The sequence below is a fragment of the Nocardia testacea NBRC 100365 genome, from assembly GCF_000308775.1.
GTDB classification, from domain to species: domain Bacteria; phylum Actinomycetota; class Actinomycetes; order Mycobacteriales; family Mycobacteriaceae; genus Nocardia; species Nocardia testacea.
In genome coordinates this window covers 81,450-96,803 of the sequence record NZ_BAGJ01000149.1, presented here as the reverse complement: position 1 = coordinate 96,803, position 15,354 = coordinate 81,450, and the positions used below count along the sequence as shown (strand labels likewise).

13 protein-coding genes and 1 pseudogene are annotated in these 15,354 nt (G+C 69.4%); 10 read left to right on the top strand and 4 right to left on the bottom strand.

All coding sequences use genetic code 11. The features are described 5' to 3' along the window. The 3 genes and pseudogenes from ON38_RS20980 to ON38_RS20970 all read left to right on the top strand — a co-directional run. Nucleotides 1–352: pseudogene (locus tag ON38_RS20980) on the top strand (hypothetical protein); the annotation flags it as partial. 126 nt (nucleotides 353–478) lie between these two features. Continuing rightward, nucleotides 479–1,057 (top strand): sigma-70 family RNA polymerase sigma factor, encoded by a 579-nt coding sequence (locus tag ON38_RS20975; protein WP_039826602.1) that lies wholly within the window; start codon nucleotides 479–481, stop codon nucleotides 1,055–1,057. Continuing rightward, complete coding sequence (locus ON38_RS20970) at nucleotides 1,050–2,252, top strand: anti-sigma-D factor RsdA (RefSeq protein ID WP_083872924.1); 1,203 nt, start codon at nucleotides 1,050–1,052, stop codon at nucleotides 2,250–2,252. Before ON38_RS20975 ends, ON38_RS20970 begins: the two co-directional genes overlap by 8 nt. Nucleotides 2,253–2,411: 159 nt before the next feature. On the opposite strand, the gene ON38_RS20965 is transcribed toward ON38_RS20970, so the two are convergent. Next, complete coding sequence (locus ON38_RS20965; RefSeq protein ID WP_030522220.1) at nucleotides 2,412–2,825, bottom strand: DUF5319 domain-containing protein; 414 nt, start codon at nucleotides 2,823–2,825, stop codon at nucleotides 2,412–2,414. A 246-nt stretch (nucleotides 2,826–3,071) separates the two neighbouring features. Here ON38_RS20965 and guaB point away from each other — a divergent pair, with 246 nt between their 5' ends. The 3 genes from guaB to guaA all read left to right on the top strand — a co-directional run bounded on the left by guaB (nucleotide 3,072) and on the right by guaA (nucleotide 8,190). After that, entirely contained in the window at nucleotides 3,072–4,613 is a 1,542-nt protein-coding gene (gene guaB / locus ON38_RS20960) for an IMP dehydrogenase (RefSeq protein WP_083872923.1), read from the top strand. Nucleotides 4,614–5,234: 621 nt separating this feature from the next. Continuing rightward, nucleotides 5,235–6,416: a GuaB3 family IMP dehydrogenase-related protein gene (locus ON38_RS20955; RefSeq protein WP_039826601.1), complete on the top strand. Its 1,182-nt coding sequence runs from the start codon at nucleotides 5,235–5,237 to the stop codon at nucleotides 6,414–6,416. 202 nt (nucleotides 6,417–6,618) lie between these two features. Further along, nucleotides 6,619–8,190, top strand: coding sequence for a glutamine-hydrolyzing GMP synthase (guaA, locus tag ON38_RS20950; RefSeq protein ID WP_085995463.1), 1,572 nt, complete (start codon nucleotides 6,619–6,621; stop codon nucleotides 8,188–8,190). Between the two features lie 56 nt (nucleotides 8,191–8,246). Here the strand turns inward: guaA and ON38_RS20945 are convergent, their stop codons facing one another. Both ON38_RS20945 and ON38_RS20940 read right to left on the bottom strand, forming a co-directional pair. Then, nucleotides 8,247–8,492, bottom strand: coding sequence for a hypothetical protein (locus tag ON38_RS20945; RefSeq protein WP_051165018.1), 246 nt, complete (start codon nucleotides 8,490–8,492; stop codon nucleotides 8,247–8,249). Further along, nucleotides 8,485–10,065 carry a PspC domain-containing protein gene (locus ON38_RS20940; protein ID WP_039826599.1) on the bottom strand — a complete coding sequence of 527 codons (1,581 nt, stop codon included), beginning with the start codon at nucleotides 10,063–10,065 and terminating at the stop codon, nucleotides 8,485–8,487. Before ON38_RS20940 ends, ON38_RS20945 begins: the two co-directional genes overlap by 8 nt. A 160-nt stretch (nucleotides 10,066–10,225) precedes the next feature. Between ON38_RS20940 and ON38_RS20935 the strand changes: the two genes are divergently transcribed. Next, the gene (locus tag ON38_RS20935; protein WP_083872922.1) at nucleotides 10,226–11,692 is read left to right on the top strand and encodes an ATP-binding protein; all 1,467 of its coding nucleotides are present in this window, start codon (nucleotides 10,226–10,228) and stop codon (nucleotides 11,690–11,692) included. Between the two features lie 352 nt (nucleotides 11,693–12,044). Next, nucleotides 12,045–12,701 (top strand): response regulator, encoded by a 657-nt coding sequence (locus ON38_RS20930; protein ID WP_039826598.1) that lies wholly within the window; start codon nucleotides 12,045–12,047, stop codon nucleotides 12,699–12,701. 6 nt (nucleotides 12,702–12,707) lie between these two features. Here the strand turns inward: ON38_RS20930 and ON38_RS20925 are convergent, their stop codons facing one another. Beyond that, nucleotides 12,708–13,865, bottom strand: coding sequence for a class I SAM-dependent methyltransferase (locus ON38_RS20925; protein ID WP_039826597.1), 1,158 nt, complete (start codon nucleotides 13,863–13,865; stop codon nucleotides 12,708–12,710). Nucleotides 13,866–14,034: 169 nt separating this feature from the next. Here ON38_RS20925 and ON38_RS20920 point away from each other — a divergent pair, with 169 nt between their 5' ends. Further along, complete coding sequence (locus ON38_RS20920) at nucleotides 14,035–14,658, top strand: AMIN-like domain-containing (lipo)protein (protein WP_039826596.1); 624 nt, start codon at nucleotides 14,035–14,037, stop codon at nucleotides 14,656–14,658. A 157-nt stretch (nucleotides 14,659–14,815) separates the two neighbouring features. Then, nucleotides 14,816–15,346 carry an Rv2240c family protein gene (locus ON38_RS20915; RefSeq protein ID WP_039826595.1) on the top strand — a complete coding sequence of 177 codons (531 nt, stop codon included), beginning with the start codon at nucleotides 14,816–14,818 and terminating at the stop codon, nucleotides 15,344–15,346. Nucleotides 15,347–15,354 lie beyond the last annotated feature (8 nt).

Here is a 15,354-nt window from a genome sequence, read left to right as displayed (position 1 = left end):
CGCCGAGACCGCGCTCGCCGACGGCCGCGGTGCGCCGGCGCTGGCCGCCGCGGAGGCCGCGCTCACGCTGGCCGAACAGGGGCCCTCGGTCCGGCACGGGATCAAATCGCGCCTGCTGGTCGCCGCCGCCGCGAGCGCCACCGGACAGCGGACTCGTGCCCTCGCGCTGGCCGACCGTATCGATGAGGAATGCCGTGTCTCCGGTTCGGTTCCCCTGCGGTGGGCCTGCGCCATGCTGCGCGGCGGCCTGGCCGCCGGACCGGGTGACCGCGACACGGCGATGGCCGACGCGGAGGCGTGTCGGACACTCATCTCCCGGCGTGGCGGGCGATTTCGTGATGCGCGTGGGTAACCCGAGTTCCACCGTCTCGACCCGTGGCGCCGCCGGTGTCCTATTGTGGACCCGTTCCGCTGGACCGGCGGAAGCACTGGTCGTCACCGACCGTGCCACTTTGTAACGCCAGGAATTCCGCTGACGATGACGCACACGGGCGAAGAGTTGGACCGCGCCGTCGCCGCCGCTGCGCAGGGCGACAGGTCTGCTTTAGCTCAGGTACTGGAAATGGTCCGCCCGCTGGTGATGCGCTATTGCCGCGCGCGGATCGGTGTCGCGGAGCGTGGACAACTCTCCGCGGACGATGTCGCGCAGGAGGTCTGTCTAGCGGTCATGACCGCGCTACCCAGGTATCAGGACCAGGGTAGGCCGTTCATGGCCTTCGTATACGGAATCGCATCGCACAAGGTTGCCGACGCCCATCGCAACGCCTCCCGTAACAAGGCGGAGGCGATGGCCGAAGTACCAGATGTCATATCCACCGACCACGGCCCGGAGCAACGAGCTCTCGAATCGGAAACCAGCCGGCAGATGAACACCCTGCTGGCCACTCTTCCGGAGAAGCATCGAGAGATCTTGATCCTGCGCCTGGTCATGGGTCTGTCAGCAGAAGAAACCGCAACCGCCGTGGGCAGTACGGCGGGCGCGATCCGGGTCGCCCAGCACAGGGCGCTCGCAAAATTGAAGGCACAAGTGGCGAGGGCAGGTGAAATGTATGGCTAGGGATGGCGGGCGCGGTCGGGGCGACAAATGGGCGCGGCGTGCATCGCGGAACACCGATCCCTATGCCGAGGGCTCCGGTACCGGATCCGAACCGGTGGATATCGTCGCGGTTCGTCGTGATGACGAACTGATCGACGCTATCGCCCGTGGCGGACCCGTCCCCACCGAGAGCACCGAGGAACTCCAGCTGGCGACATTGCTGGCGGATTGGCGGGCCGAGATCGTGGCGCCGCCGCTACCCGACGCGCCCGACCTCGATACGGTGGTCGCGGCGGTCAACCAGGAGATCGGTGCGCGGCAGGCGCGGATCAGCGCGCAATCGGGAGGCCGCTTACGGCTGCTCCGCCCGATCGCGACGACCGCTGCGGCGCTGGCGCTCGTGTTCGGTGGGCTCTCCGCGTTCTCGTATCAGGCCGAACCCGGCGACGCGCTGTGGCGCGTCAAAGAGGTCGTGTTCAGCGAGCAGGCCCAGAGCACCGTCGTGCAGTACGCCGGTGACGATCTGGCCGCCGCGCAGACCCTGCTCGAACAGGGCAAGCCGGACGAGGCGCGGGAACGGCTCGAGCAGGCCTCGGCGAATACGACCCAGGTCGACGACCCGACCAAGCGCAACGAACTCGTCGAACGCTGGAATCAGCTGTTCGAAGAGGTCCGGAAGGTGATACCGCCGGACATCGCCGCGCAGCTGGAGCAGGTCGCGCCCTCGCCCGATCCGGGCGCGCCGGTGCCCTCGCATCCCGGTGGGACCACGGAGCGGCCCGGTAGCACGGTGACCACCACTCCGGGACCGGGCAGCGAACTCCCGTTCGATCGGCCGAGCGGCCCCGGTGGCAGTGACAAGCCGGGCGCCCCGGACGTGCCGGCCCCCGATCGGCCGGGACCCGGGACCGAGCGGCCCGATACGCAGGCGCCCGACACCCACACTCCCGACACCCCGGCGCCGGACACCCAGGCCCCCGATATCGCTCCGGACGGCACCACCGTCCCGGGCGTTCCGGGTACCACCACTCCGAACGGACCGGGTGTGGACTCGGTGGAGCCGCCCACGCAGGTGCCGCCGTCCACGATCAGCACACCCGGCCCGGCCGAGCCGTCCACCCTGCCGGTTCCGCAGACCGTCGTGCCGGCCCCGTCGCTTCCTCAGCAGGCTCCGACCACGGTGCCGCTGCCGTTGCCGGGGGGCGCCACCAACTGAACGCCGACACACCGATGGCCATCCACCTGGAAACTGTGGATGGCCATCGGTGTGTTGGGCCACGGTCGGTGTGAGTGCCGGGGAACCGGGCGTAGCCATGAAAAATCGATCGGCCGCCCGATGCGGCCGATCCTGCCGGGCGGGCCGGCTGCTCCGGAGTCAGCTGTCGAAGGCGTCGAACCCGTCGCCGTGGAATGCCTCGTTCATCGAGGCGTCCGCGTAGCCGCGGCAGTAATCCCAGGTGACGTAGGCTTCCGGAGTCGGGTCGTAGGCGGGCTCGTGCGGGCGGACCGTGCCGTCGACGAGGAGCTGTAACAGATTGGCGCGCAGCATATCCCAGTCGTGATAGTGATCCTGCCGACAATCCTCGCAGCTCACCACCAACCCGCGGATACCGCGGTGGGCCAGTAGCGCCTCGTAGACTGCGAGATCGGCGAGATCCTCCTCGACCGCAAGGCGCTCGTGAGGATCCAGCGGTTCCCCCGGCTCGATGGCATCGAGCGCGGCGGACGGGTCGGCGGGGTCTCCGGCGAACGGATCCGGCGGCAAGCCAGGTGGTAGATGGTCACGCACATCCCCACGGTACGCAGAACAGGGCGGTCTGCGCCAGCCGTCCGCGCCGTCAGTTTCGGCGATGCCCTCAGTTGATCCCTGGTGCGGGCGGACCGATACCATGGTGACACGGCGCCGACGAGTACCGATAACCCGGCCACCACCGGTCAGAACAGAACCGGTGCCGTAGTCCAATCCCAGTAACAGTTCGCTATCGGGTCGCCGCACCCCGGTAGCTTCGCCGACGTCCAGGAGGGGTCGATCCGAATGAGTAATCCCGTACCGGGCGAGCGCACCGTAGTCCGCCCTCATACGGGTGGTGACGATCCGAACAAGATCGCCATGCTCGGCCTCACCTTCGACGATGTACTGCTGCTCCCCGCCGCTTCGGATCTGATCCCCAGCTCGGTCGAGACATCCAGCCGGTTGACCCGGGAGATCCGCCTGCGGACCCCGCTGGTCAGCTCTGCCATGGACACCGTCACCGAAGCCCGGATGGCCATCGCCATGGCCCGGGCCGGTGGTATGGGTGTGTTGCACCGCAATCTGTCGGTCGCCGACCAGGCGAGCCAGGTGGAGACCGTCAAACGGTCCGAGGCGGGGATGGTCACCGATCCGGTGACCTGTCGCCCCACCGATACCCTGGCCGAGGTCGACGCCATGTGTGCCCGGTTCCGCATCTCCGGGCTGCCGGTGGTCGACGAGACCGGCGCGCTGGTGGGCATCATCACCAACCGGGATATGCGCTTCGAGGTCGACCAGAACCGGCGTGTCGCCGATGTGATGACCAAGGTGCCGCTCATCACCGCCCAGGAGGGTGTCACCGCCGAGGCCGCGCTCGGTCTGCTGCGCCGGCACAAGGTGGAGAAGCTGCCGATCGTGGACGGCGAGGGCCGGCTGCGCGGGCTCATCACCGTGAAGGACTTCGTCAAGACCGATCAGTTCCCCGACGCCACCAAGGACCGCGACGGCCGGCTGCTGGTGGGTGCCGCGGTCGGTGTCGGCGACGACGCCTGGTCGCGCGCCATGACGCTGGCCGACGCCGGCGCCGACGTTCTGGTGGTCGATACCGCGCACGGACACCAGCGTCAGGTGCTCAGCATGGTGAGCAAGGTGAAGGCCGAGGTCGGTGACCGCATCCAGGTCGTCGGCGGCAATATCGCCACCCGGGCCGGTGCCGCGGCACTGGTCGAAGCGGGCGCCGACGCGGTGAAGGTGGGCGTCGGACCGGGCTCGATCTGCACCACCCGCGTGGTCGCCGGTGTCGGCGCCCCGCAGATCACCGCCATCCTCGAGGCCGTCGCCGCCTGCAAACCGGCCGGGGTCCCGGTGATCGCCGACGGCGGTATCCAGTTCTCCGGTGATATCGCCAAGGCCATCGCCGCGGGCGCCTCCACCGTGATGCTCGGTTCGCTGCTGGCCGGTACCGCCGAATCCCCGGGCGAACTGATCCTGGTCGGCGGTAAGCAGTTCAAGAGTTACCGCGGCATGGGTTCGCTCGGCGCCATGCAGGGCCGCGGGCAGGCGAAGTCGTTCTCCAAGGACCGCTACTTCCAGGACGACGTTCTGGCCGAGGACAAACTCGTCCCGGAGGGCATCGAAGGCCGGGTGCCCTTCCGCGGCCCGGTCAACCAGGTGATCCACCAGCTGGTCGGTGGCCTGCGTGCCGCTATGGGCTATACCGGTGCCCAGTCGATCACCGATCTGCAGGAAGCGCAGTTCGTCCAGATCACCGCCGCCGGGCTGAAGGAAAGCCACCCGCACGACATCACGATGACCGTCGAGGCACCCAACTACACCGGTAGGTGAGGCCCGGTCGAGGGCGCGCCCCGGCGTGGGCGCCCTCGACCGGCAACTGCGACCACCGGAACCCGGGTTTCGCGGTCCGCACGGATCGATTCGTCAGCGGACGAGAGTTCCGCCGCCGCCGCGACGGTTGTGCCAGTCACCCCCTCGGGCGTTTCCGAGGGCCCGGCGCCGTCCCAGGGTTCCTCCACGTCCGCATGCCGACCCGAACCTCGAATGCCGACGCAACCCCATGTGTCGAGTGTTACGAGACACCTCAAAGGGTTGAGGCCCGTCTCGCCGTTTCGGCCTCGAAAGCGCCCGCGCCGAAGGCGCAAGTCTCGAGGCCGAAACGGCGAGACACAAGGGGGCCTCAACCCCGCGCGCCGCAGGCGCGTAAATAAACACCGCGCCGCGGGCGCGGTGGGCGACACTGTAAGGTCTACGTGTAATTACGCGGTTCACCAGGTGAAACCATGACATCGGCGCCTCGTTTCGCGAGGCCCACACCGGGTCGCTGCCCGTTCCGCGTTTTCGCTCTCGAAACGTCGGCGCGGCAGGCGTGGTTTCGCGAGCGGGGAACGTGGGGCGAGGGGGCCGAGAACCCACGCGCGGCAGCGCGCCACCGACACAGGAGTTATTTTCGTGCGCGATATGGTCGAGATCGGAATGGGTAGGACGGCTCGCCGGACCTACGAACTGGACGATGTCGATATCGTTCCGTCGCGCCGGACCCGTTCGGCGAGCCAGGTCTCGCTGGCCTGGCAGCTCGACGCTTACCGATTCGATATTCCGTTCCTCACCCATCCCACCGACGCCCTGGTCTCTCCGGAATTCGCCGTCGAGATGGGCCGGCGTGGCGGTCTGGGTGTGATCAACGGTGAAGGTCTGTGGGCGCGGCACGCGGATGTGGCCGCCAAGATCGAGCAGCTGGTGGAGCTCGCGGACAAGGGCAGCTATCAACGGGCCGTGGCCTTCTTGCAGGAACTGCACGCCGCGCCCATGCAGCCCGACCTCCTCGCCGCCGCGGTGGCGCAGGTACGGGCCGGTGGGGTCACCGTGGCGGTGCGGGTGAGCCCGCAGAACGCCCAGAGCCTGACCCCGGGTCTGTTGCAGGCCGGTATCGACCTGCTGGTGGTGCAGGGCACCATCATCTCCGCCGAACACGTCGGTGACGGTGAACCGCTGAACCTGAAAACGTTCATCGCCGAACTCGATGTGCCGGTGGTGGCGGGCGGAGTCAGCGATCACCGCACCGCACTGCATCTGATGCGAACCGGCGCCGCCGGCGTGATCGTCGGTTACGGGTCGCAGGAGGGCGCGACCACCACGGGTGAGGTGCTCGGTATCGGGGTGCCCATGGCCACTGCCATCGCCGACGCCGCAGCGGCCCGCCGGGACTACCTCGACGAGACCGGCGGCCGGTACGTGCACGTCATCGCCGACGGCGATATCCACACCTCCGGTGATCTGGCCAAGGCCATCGCCTGCGGTGCCGACGCCGCCATGCTGGGCGCACCGCTGGCGCTGGCCACCGAGGCCCCGGGCCGCGGCTGGTACTGGCCGTCGGCGGCCGCCCACCCGTCGGTGCCGCGGGGGTCGCTGCTGTCGCTGGACGAACCGTGGGATCTCGCCGACGAACTGCTCAGCGGTCCCGCGGCCCGCCCCGCCGCGGTACGTCCCAGCCTCGAACAGGTTCTCACCGGGCCGTCCGACGATCCGTTCGGCTCCCTCAACCTGGTCGGCGGTCTGCGCCGGTCCATGGCCAAGGCCGGCTACTCCGACCTCAAGGAGTTCCAGAAGGTCGGGTTGAGCGTCCGCGCCTGAGCGGTCCTTCCCCGGGTCGGGCCGGAGCGGGTCGCGGGCAGAGGTCCGTCCGGCCCGGGCTCCGGAGCCGGGCCCTCCGGCCACCGCGGTCGCCGCTCGCCGGTGTGTGCGAGCCCACTGCGCGAAATGGCAGGTCGGCGCGTGTCGGGCACCGTGGTGACCGAACTCGAGGGCCCGGGGAGGCGGCACTAGAATCATCCGGGTGACGCATTCCCAGAGACCCGTACTCGTTGTCGACTTCGGTGCGCAGTATGCGCAGTTGATCGCCCGCCGGGTCCGGGAGGCGAAGGTGTATTCCGAGGTGGTGCCGCATACCGCCACGGTCGCCGAGATCGCGGACAAGCAGCCGCTCGCGGTGATCCTGTCCGGCGGCCCGGCGAGTGTGTACGCCGACGGGGCGCCCTCGCTCGATCCGCGACTGTTCGATATCGATGTGCCGGTTTTCGGAATCTGCTACGGATTCCAGGCGATGGCCCAGGCGCTGGGCGGCACCGTGACCAACACCGGGACCCGCGAGTACGGGCGCACCGAACTCGATATCGACGGCGGTCTGCTGCACGAGGGCCTGCCCGGGGTGCAGCCGGTGTGGATGAGCCACGGTGACGCGGTCACCGACGCACCGGAGGGGTTCACCGTCACCGGTACCACGGTGGGCGCGCCGGTCGCGGCATTCGAGAACCGGGCGCGGCGGCTGGCGGGTGTGCAGTATCACCCCGAGGTGCTGCACTCGCCGCACGGCCAGCAGGTGCTGAGCCGGTTTCTGCACGAGATGGCCGGAATCGCGCCGACCTGGACCCCGGCCAATATCGCCGAGGTCATGATCGAGCAGGTGCGCGAGCAGATCGGTGACGGGCACGCGATCTGCGGGCTCTCGGGCGGGGTGGACAGCGCGGTGGCCGGCGCCCTGGTGCAGCGGGCCATCGGCGACAAGCTGACCTGCGTGTTCGTCGACCATGGGCTGCTGCGTGCCGGGGAGCGTGAACAGGTGCAGCGGGATTTCGTGGCCGCCACCGGGGCCCGGCTGGTCACCGTGGACGCGGTGGACAAATTCCTGGGCGAGCTGAAGGGCGTCACCGACCCGGAGGAGAAGCGCAAGATCATCGGCCGTGAGTTCATCCGGTCCTTCGAGGACGCGGTGGGCGAGGTCGTGGGCGAACAGACGGCCGGCGACGCGGCGCCGACGGTGGAATTCCTGGTCCAGGGAACGCTGTACCCGGATGTGGTGGAGTCGGGCGGCGGGAGCGGCACCGCGAACATCAAATCGCATCACAATGTGGGCGGGCTGCCCGAGGACCTGGAGTTCGAGCTGGTCGAACCGCTGCGGCTGCTGTTCAAGGACGAGGTCCGGGCGGTCGGCCGGGAGCTCGGGCTGCCGGAGGAGATCGTGGCGCGGCAGCCGTTCCCGGGCCCGGGTCTGGCGATCCGGATCATCGGTGAGGTCACCGAGGACCGGTTGCGCACGCTGCGGCAGGCCGACGCCATCGCGCGCGAGGAACTGACCGCGGCCGGGCTGGACGGACAGATCTGGCAGTGCCCGGTGGTATTGCTCGCGGATGTGCGCAGTGTCGGTGTGCAGGGCGATGGGCGCACCTACGGGCACCCCATCGTGCTGCGGCCGGTCTCGAGCGAGGACGCGATGACCGCGGACTGGACGCGGCTGCCCTATGAGGTGCTCGAACGGATCTCGACCCGGATCACCAACGAGGTGCCGGAGGTCAACCGGGTGGTCCTGGATGTGACCAGCAAGCCGCCGGGCACCATCGAGTGGGAGTGACGACGAACCGGCCGGACCTGTCCAGGTCCGGCCGGTTCCATTCGTAGTGGATCCCCTCAGCGGCGGCGTTTCCTCGGCGATACGACCAGGATGAGGCCGACCACCATCGCCACGGCGACGACGATCCAGCCGATCGGGACGATCGTGGTGAGTCCCCAGCCGGTGGGGCCGGCCAGGGCCCAAGCGCTCAGGGCGAGCGCCAGCAGGCCCACGAAGAACAGTCCGGGGGAGAAACCGCCGCGCCGGGCGCGCCCCCAGGCCGCGCGTCGATCGGTTCGATCACCGGTCTGCTGTTCAGCCACGGCGCACCTCCGCATCGCCCATCCGTACGTGCACGTTCAAGTTCAGCACCGGGGCGTCCCCGCCGGGGCCGGTCAGCCCGTCGGGGCAATTCGCCTCGCCCATCCGGACGGTGCATTCGGTGCGTACGTTCATGTCCTCGGGAAGCAGGACCGTCGCCTGACCCATCTGTACGTGGATATCGACGGTCCGGTTCGCGGTGAGGTCGATACCGCGGAGGTCGAGCGTGCCCGAACCCATGGTGACCTCGTATTCCGGCCGGATGTCGGTGGCCGAGGCGGGTGCCCAGGTGCGGTCGCCCATGGTCGAGTTCTGCAGGTCCACCGGTCCGATCACCGCGGCGAGCAGGACGAAGGCCGCCAGCGGAGCCGTGACCAGCAGCAGCCCGTGGCCGCGGCGCCGGAACGAACCGACCACGAGGCCCAGCCCGATCACCGCCAGGGCGATCGCGCCGATCCGTCCCGGAGTCATCCATTCGCTCCCCGCCACGGCGGTGGCCCCCGCGGCGGCCGCCGCCAGGACCGCGAGGCCGAGGACGACCGGGGTGAAACGGGAACGCGGCCGCGGCTCCACGGCCGGAGCGACCAGCGTGCGGGCCGGTCCGGGTTCGGGTAGGTCCCAGGCCAGCGGCGCGACACCCAACGGGTCCCAGGAGGGCGGAGTGCGGTGTTCGAACTCCGGGGTGCCGGATTTGTTCATATCGATCGTGGGGCGGGTGGTCCGGAAGGTACCCGTGCCCGCGGTGGGCGGGTTCCCGGCCGGTCCGGTGGAAGCCGCGGGGCCGGCGGCCGCGTTCTCGCTCCGGGCCGGGTCGCCGGACGCGGTGGTCGCGGAGTCGCCGGCCGGACCGCTTTTCTCGGTTCCCACGGCCTGTGCGGGACCGGCGACCGTGTCACCTCTCTTGGTGAGCAGCGGAGGCGTCGATTCCGGGGAGCTTCCGGCAGTGCCGCGTGGGTTCGCCGGGGGCGGCGCGACGTCGGCCGGGGGGTCGGGAACGTAGCGATCCGGCAGCCTCGTGTACGGCGTGTAGACATCCGCCGGGGGAGCGTAGGGGTCGACCCCGCCCTGCGGGAACATGGCGCCGGGATACCCGGTCGTACCGGGGTTGCCCAGCGGCTCCGGCTCGGCGATGCCGGGTGGCAGCGGTGGGGGCTCGGGGGAGCGCATATGCAGCATCCACCAGCCGGCGAGCATCAGCGCCAGCGAGATGACCCCGGAGCCGCCGAGCCCGATTCCCACCGGACCCATCGTGCTCACCGCGATCGCCAGCGCCACGATCAGCACGATGGTCTTGGTCTGATTCGATGAATCCTGGTCCTTGCGGGTGAGCGACTCCGCCATGGAACCGCGACTCCCGGGTTCCGGGAACAGCAGCCATCCGGCCAGGTAGAGCACGATTCCGGCGCCCCCGAAAATGGTGGACACCACGAACGCCACCCGGACCAGCACCGGATCGATACCGTAGCGATGGCCGAAACCCGCCGCGACTCCGGCGATCGGGCCCCGCCGGGGCAGCCGAACCGGCCGGGTCTGCCACATGTGCTGCAGCTGATCGCCGAAGCTCGTTCTCGTCATGGACCCCATGGTCCGCTCGGGGCGTCCGCGCGCACATCCGGGGGAACCCTGAAGTTGGACCGGAAAACCTCCTGAGCACCGTCGACAGCGAGAACCCGAGACCGATCTCAGGGTGTTTCCCCATGGCTGCCGATGCGGTTCCCGTGCCAGTATCGAGGGTATGTGCCCGTTCGGACCTGCCTTCTACACGCGGGGGGCCGCTGCCGGGTCCGGGGCGGTTCCCGGTGCCGATACCCCGCGTCTGGTACGCCGTTCCGGCGGCCGGATCGTCGGCGGGGTGGCTGGCGGTGTCGCCGACCACCTGGGTGTCGACGTACTCAGGGTACGAATGGCCTTCGTCCTACTGTCCGCGCTGGCCGGGGCCGGGATAGTCGCCTACGGCCTGCTGTGGATCTTCACTCCCGACGGCACCGATTCGGGCCGCCCGTCGGGTACCGAGCGCCGGCAGGCGATCGGGCTGGCGCTGCTCGGACTGGGTTTGTCGGTGGCGGTGTCGTGGGCGTTCAGTGGCGCGGCGGCCCGGGTGATCGCGCCGATCGTGGTGATCGCGGTGGGTGCGGCGCTGGTGTGGCGCGAATACGACGCCGACGGTCCACGGTCGCTGGTCGGCATACCGGCGAAACCGTCGGTGGTCACCTGGTCGCGCATCATCGCGGGCGTGACGCTGGTGGTCACCGGGCTGGCGGTGGTGGTGCTGTCCCAGCTGGATTGGGGTTCGCTGGGCTCGGCGCTGCTGGCGGTGGCCGCGACCCTGATCGGGGTGGGCCTGCTGACCGTTCCGCTGGGCCTGCGGCTCATGCATTCGCTGAATGCCGAGCGCGCCGCACGCATCCGTAACGAGGAACGCGAGGAGATCGCCTCGCATCTGCACGATTCGGTACTGCAGACGCTGGCCCTCATCCAGCGGCAGGCCGGTGACCCCCATGAGGTGCTGCGGCTGGCGCGCAGTCAGGAACGGGAGCTGCGCCGCTGGTTGTTCGCCGATTCCGGTCCGGCCGAATCCAGTCTCGCCGCCGCGCTGCGCACCATCGCCGGTGAAGTGGAGGATCAGCACGGGGTGAAGGTCACGCCGGTGACGGTGGGCGATGTGGCGATGGACGGTACGGAGAGCGGTTCGGGCCTGCCGAAGGAGCATTTCACCGCGGTGCTGGGCGCCACCCGTGAAGCCTTGGTGAATGCCGCCAAACATGCCGGGGTCGCCGATATCGACCTGTTCGCCGAGGCCGAACCGCATCAGGTCAGCGTGTTCGTCCGCGACCGCGGGACCGGGTTCGACCCCGATTCGATTCCCGAGGACCGGCACGGCCTGGCCCGTTCGATCCGCGCCCGGGTGGAGCGCCGTGGGGGCAGCGTGGAGATCGTCTCGGCGCCCGGCCGGGGCACCGAGGTGCGCATCATCATGCCGCGAACCGATTCGGGGTCCTCGGAAGTGGAAGAGCAAGTGAACGAGGTCCGGGACGAAAGCGTGGAGGCCGGCCCCGCGGAAGCCTTCCGCCGGGCCGGCACACCCACCCCCGAACCGCAGGATCTGTCCCGGGTGGACTCCACCGAGGTCGTGACCGCCGGCCTCACCCGACCGCACCGGGCCGCCGCAGACCCGGCGCGCCCGAACGGTCACCGTCGATGAACTCTGCGGTGACGGGCGCGCCGACCTGCCCGTCCTGCTGGAACCACTCGGCCGGCCGCATCCGCCGCCCCGGCCTATGCGGGCGCAGGCACTCGCCAACGCCGCGAGCCGGGCCGACAGCCCCCGAATCCCTTCCTCACCACCCACCTGAAAACATGTACCGCACAATGATCAGTGGTGGTGCCCCGTCCTACCCGGCCGCCTCACCCGGCGCCGAGTCCAGCGAGGCCCTCGAAGGGTCGAGGCCCGTCCCGCCGTTCAGCGTCCGAAGCGCATGCGCGGAGCGCGAGTCTCGGGCGCTGAACGGCGGGACCGAGGGGGCCGCGACCCCGCGGCGCCGAAGGCGCCGCAAATGAACACAGAGAGGGTGGGCGTGCGGGTTTTTCTGGTTGATGACCACGCCGTTTTCCGTTCCGGAGTGCGTGCCGAGTTGAGCCGGGAGACGGATATGGAGGTGGTCGGCGAAGCCGGTGGGGTGGCCGAGGCCGTGGCGGGGATCAACAGCGCGAAACCCGATGTGGTGCTGCTGGATGTGCATATGCCCGATGGGGGCGGGGTGGCGGTGTTGCACGGTATCGACAGCGGTCCGGTGTGTCTGGCGTTGAGTGTGTCCGATGCCGCCGAGGATGTGATCGCGGTGATCCGCGCCGGTGCCCGGGGTTATGTGACCAAGACGATCTCCGGTGTCGAACTGGCCGCCGGGATCCGCCGGGTGGCCGGCGGGGACGCGGTGTTCAGTCCACGGCTGGCCGGTTTCGTCCTGGATTCGTTCACCGGCAGGTCGCCGGTGCCCGAGCCGCCGCTGGATCCGGAGCTGGATTCGCTGACCCCGCGTGAGCTGGAGGTGTTGCGTCTGCTGGCGCGCGGTTACACCTATCGGGAGATCGCCGAGAAATTGTTCATCTCGGTGAAGACGGTGGAGACCCACGCATCGAACGTGCTGCGTAAAACGCAGCAGTCCAACCGCAATGCGCTCACCCGCTGGGCACATCGGCGGCGTATCGACTGAGCGGTGTCAGGGGCGGGTGGGATCGTGCAGACCCCGTACCGAGCGGGTGACGGTGAATTTCCGGTTGCGGCCCATCACTTCGGTGCGTCCCACCATGCGTTCGACCACGGTGCGATGGTTGAGGTGGTTGTTGTAGACCGTCCACAGTTCGCCGCCGGGGCGTAGCACCCGGCCGGTCTGGGTGAACATCTTGATGGCCGATCCGGTGTGCACGGCGGCGCCGACATGGAACGGCGGATTGCACACCACGAGGTCGGCGCTGTTGTCGGGGGCGCCGGACATGGCGTCGTCGCGGACCACCCGGACCTGGTCGGTGACCTGGTTGGCGGCGGCGGTGGCGGTGGCCGAGGCCACGGCGGCGGCGGACTGGTCGGTGCCGACCACCGCGAGCCCGGGCCGGGACCTGGCCAGTGCCACCGCCAGTATCCCGGTACCGCAGCCGAGGTCGACGGCGTCGCGGGCGTCGGGTTTCATCGCGCGTAGATGTTCGAGCAGGAACCGGGTGCCGATATCGAGGCGGGTGCCGGAGAACGCGGCGCCGTGCGCGACGACTTCGATACCGATCTCGCCGATGTGCTCGTGCACCGGGAAACGCGGCGGGCCCATCGGTTTCGGGCCGCGGACCAGCAGAGTGCGGGACTTCTGCCGGCCACGGCTGGCCCGCACCTCGGAAAACGATTCGGCCAGTACCTCGTTCATGGCCTTGGTCAGGTATTTGTCGCGGCCGCCGGCGAAGACGCGGACCGCGGGGTGGGCGTGGCGGGCGACGGCCTCGGCGATTTCGGCCAGGCCGGCCAGGACGCGCGGCAGTCGCAGCAGGACGACGGTCGCCTCGCGCAGCAGGGTCTCGTCCAGCGGATGAGAGGTGTAGCGGTCGGCGAGACCGAGGGTCCGGGCGTTGGCGGCCAGGGCGAGTTCGCCGGTGAGCAGATCCTGATGGACCCGGATACCGTGCAGGTCGTGAGCGGCGGCGGCACCGAGGGTGAGGGCGCCGTAACCGTCCCCGATCACCGCGACCGTTTCCCGGGCGGCCGCGGCTTCGGCGAGTGCTTCCGCTGCCTCGTCGAGAATCAGGCGGTCGGCGGCATCGACGGCGTACAGGTTGGCGGCCTCCACATCCGGATAGCGACGCAACCGTTCCAGTAGGTCCTCCACGTCTCGCACGGATCAAGTGTGCTAGATCGTTGCCGCGGCCCGCCGGCCGCCCCGTCGGATGGCCGGTGCGCTCCCCGTCGGCACCCCCGTGGCCCGGCGGTGGCACCGGCTGTCCATGGCACACCGGGAAAGAGCGTATTCCCGCAGGACAGCGGCTACTCCGGTTAGCATCGGCCGCATGCGTACCGGGCGGGTTCTGGTAGTGGTGGCAATGCTGGGTTTTCTCGCGGGATGTGCCCACTCCGGCTCCACACCACCGGTTAGCTCTCCGGAGCTGGTGCCGGCGGTGCCGAGTTCGGAGGTGGACACCCCGGGTCTGCCGGCGCCACCCGCGCCGATACCGGGTGAGGCGGTGCCCGCGCCCGACGATACGGTGCCCAAACAGGCCGAGGCCTCCCCGGGCGCCGCGCTGACGGTGACCGATATCCGGCTGAGCAGGCATGCGGGGTTCGATCGCGTGGAGTACGACCTCGGCGGGGAAGGCACTCCCGGCTGGAGTGTGTGGTACACCGGGCGGGCGATCCAGGACGGCAGCGGCCGGGAACTGGAGGTGGCGGGCGAATCGGTGCTCGAGGTGCGGATCACCGGGTCGGCCTATCCGTTCGACAGCGGGGTGGTGCCCTACTCCGGTCCCGACCCGGCCACCGATCCCGCGGTTCCCGGGATCGCCGGGGTGTACCGGACCACGGTTTTCGAGGGGGTCACCCAATCGTTCATCGGCGTCGCCGGCGATGAGCCGGGCTTCACCGTATCCGCGGCCACCATACCGAATCGCCTGGTCATCGACATAGCCACCGGGTAGTGTGGGGTCGCCCGGGTATCGGTTCATCACCGATGACGAGGCTGGGCGGTCGAAAAACGACCCGACGCAGTACGGTTGACAGCACCGGCGGCTCAGATGTCCGGCGCGCCGGGGCGAAAATACGGGGTCGTGGGCATCCGAGGGGAGTTCAACACCTATGCGACGACTCGAACGAGCCGGTCTCGCCACCGCTGTGACCGCGCTCATCGCGGGTGGATTCATCGCTGCCTGCTCGAACACCGTGACCGGTACCGCCCAGGTGAATCAGTCCGAGTTGCAGCTGTACACCTCCGAGGTCAAATCGTCGTCGGCCGCGGCCTCCTCGTCGCGAGCCGCCGCCGCGGCGGCCGCCGCCACCGATGTCTGCGACGCGCTGCGCGACAACAACAATCCCGCGGTGGACGCGTTCAACGCCTATATCGACGCCAGCGACGCCAAGGCTCCCGATCTCGAGCCCAAGAAGCAGGCCGCGATCACCGCGTTGCGCGATACCGCCAACAAGATCGATCAGAACCTGAACCCCGATGTGCCCAACGATGTCTCCGCCCCGATGCGCACCTACCGCGAGAATTTGAGATCACTGGCCGATCTGCTCGAGCGCAATGCCTCGGTCGAAGAGGTGAACGGGCAGATCGATACGTTCAACGCGGACAAGGACGCCGCGTTCGACGCCTGCGACGGTTACTGACCTCGGCT

Coding starts and splice junctions, on each gene's coding strand:
- ON38_RS20915 (WP_039826595.1), top strand. CDS start 14,816: ATGCGACGACTCGAACGAGCCGGTCTCGCCACCGCTGTGACCGCGCTC.
- guaB (WP_083872923.1), top strand. CDS start 3,072: ATGAGTAATCCCGTACCGGGCGAGCGCACCGTAGTCCGCCCTCATACG.
- ON38_RS20920 (WP_039826596.1), top strand. CDS start 14,035: ATGCGTACCGGGCGGGTTCTGGTAGTGGTGGCAATGCTGGGTTTTCTC.
- ON38_RS20940 (WP_039826599.1), bottom strand. CDS start 10,065: ATGACGAGAACGAGCTTCGGCGATCAGCTGCAGCACATGTGGCAGACC.
- ON38_RS20935 (WP_083872922.1), top strand. CDS start 10,226: ATGTGCCCGTTCGGACCTGCCTTCTACACGCGGGGGGCCGCTGCCGGG.
- ON38_RS20930 (WP_039826598.1), top strand. CDS start 12,045: ATGAACACAGAGAGGGTGGGCGTGCGGGTTTTTCTGGTTGATGACCAC.
- ON38_RS20970 (WP_083872924.1), top strand. CDS start 1,050: ATGGCTAGGGATGGCGGGCGCGGTCGGGGCGACAAATGGGCGCGGCGT.
- ON38_RS20975 (WP_039826602.1), top strand. CDS start 479: ATGACGCACACGGGCGAAGAGTTGGACCGCGCCGTCGCCGCCGCTGCG.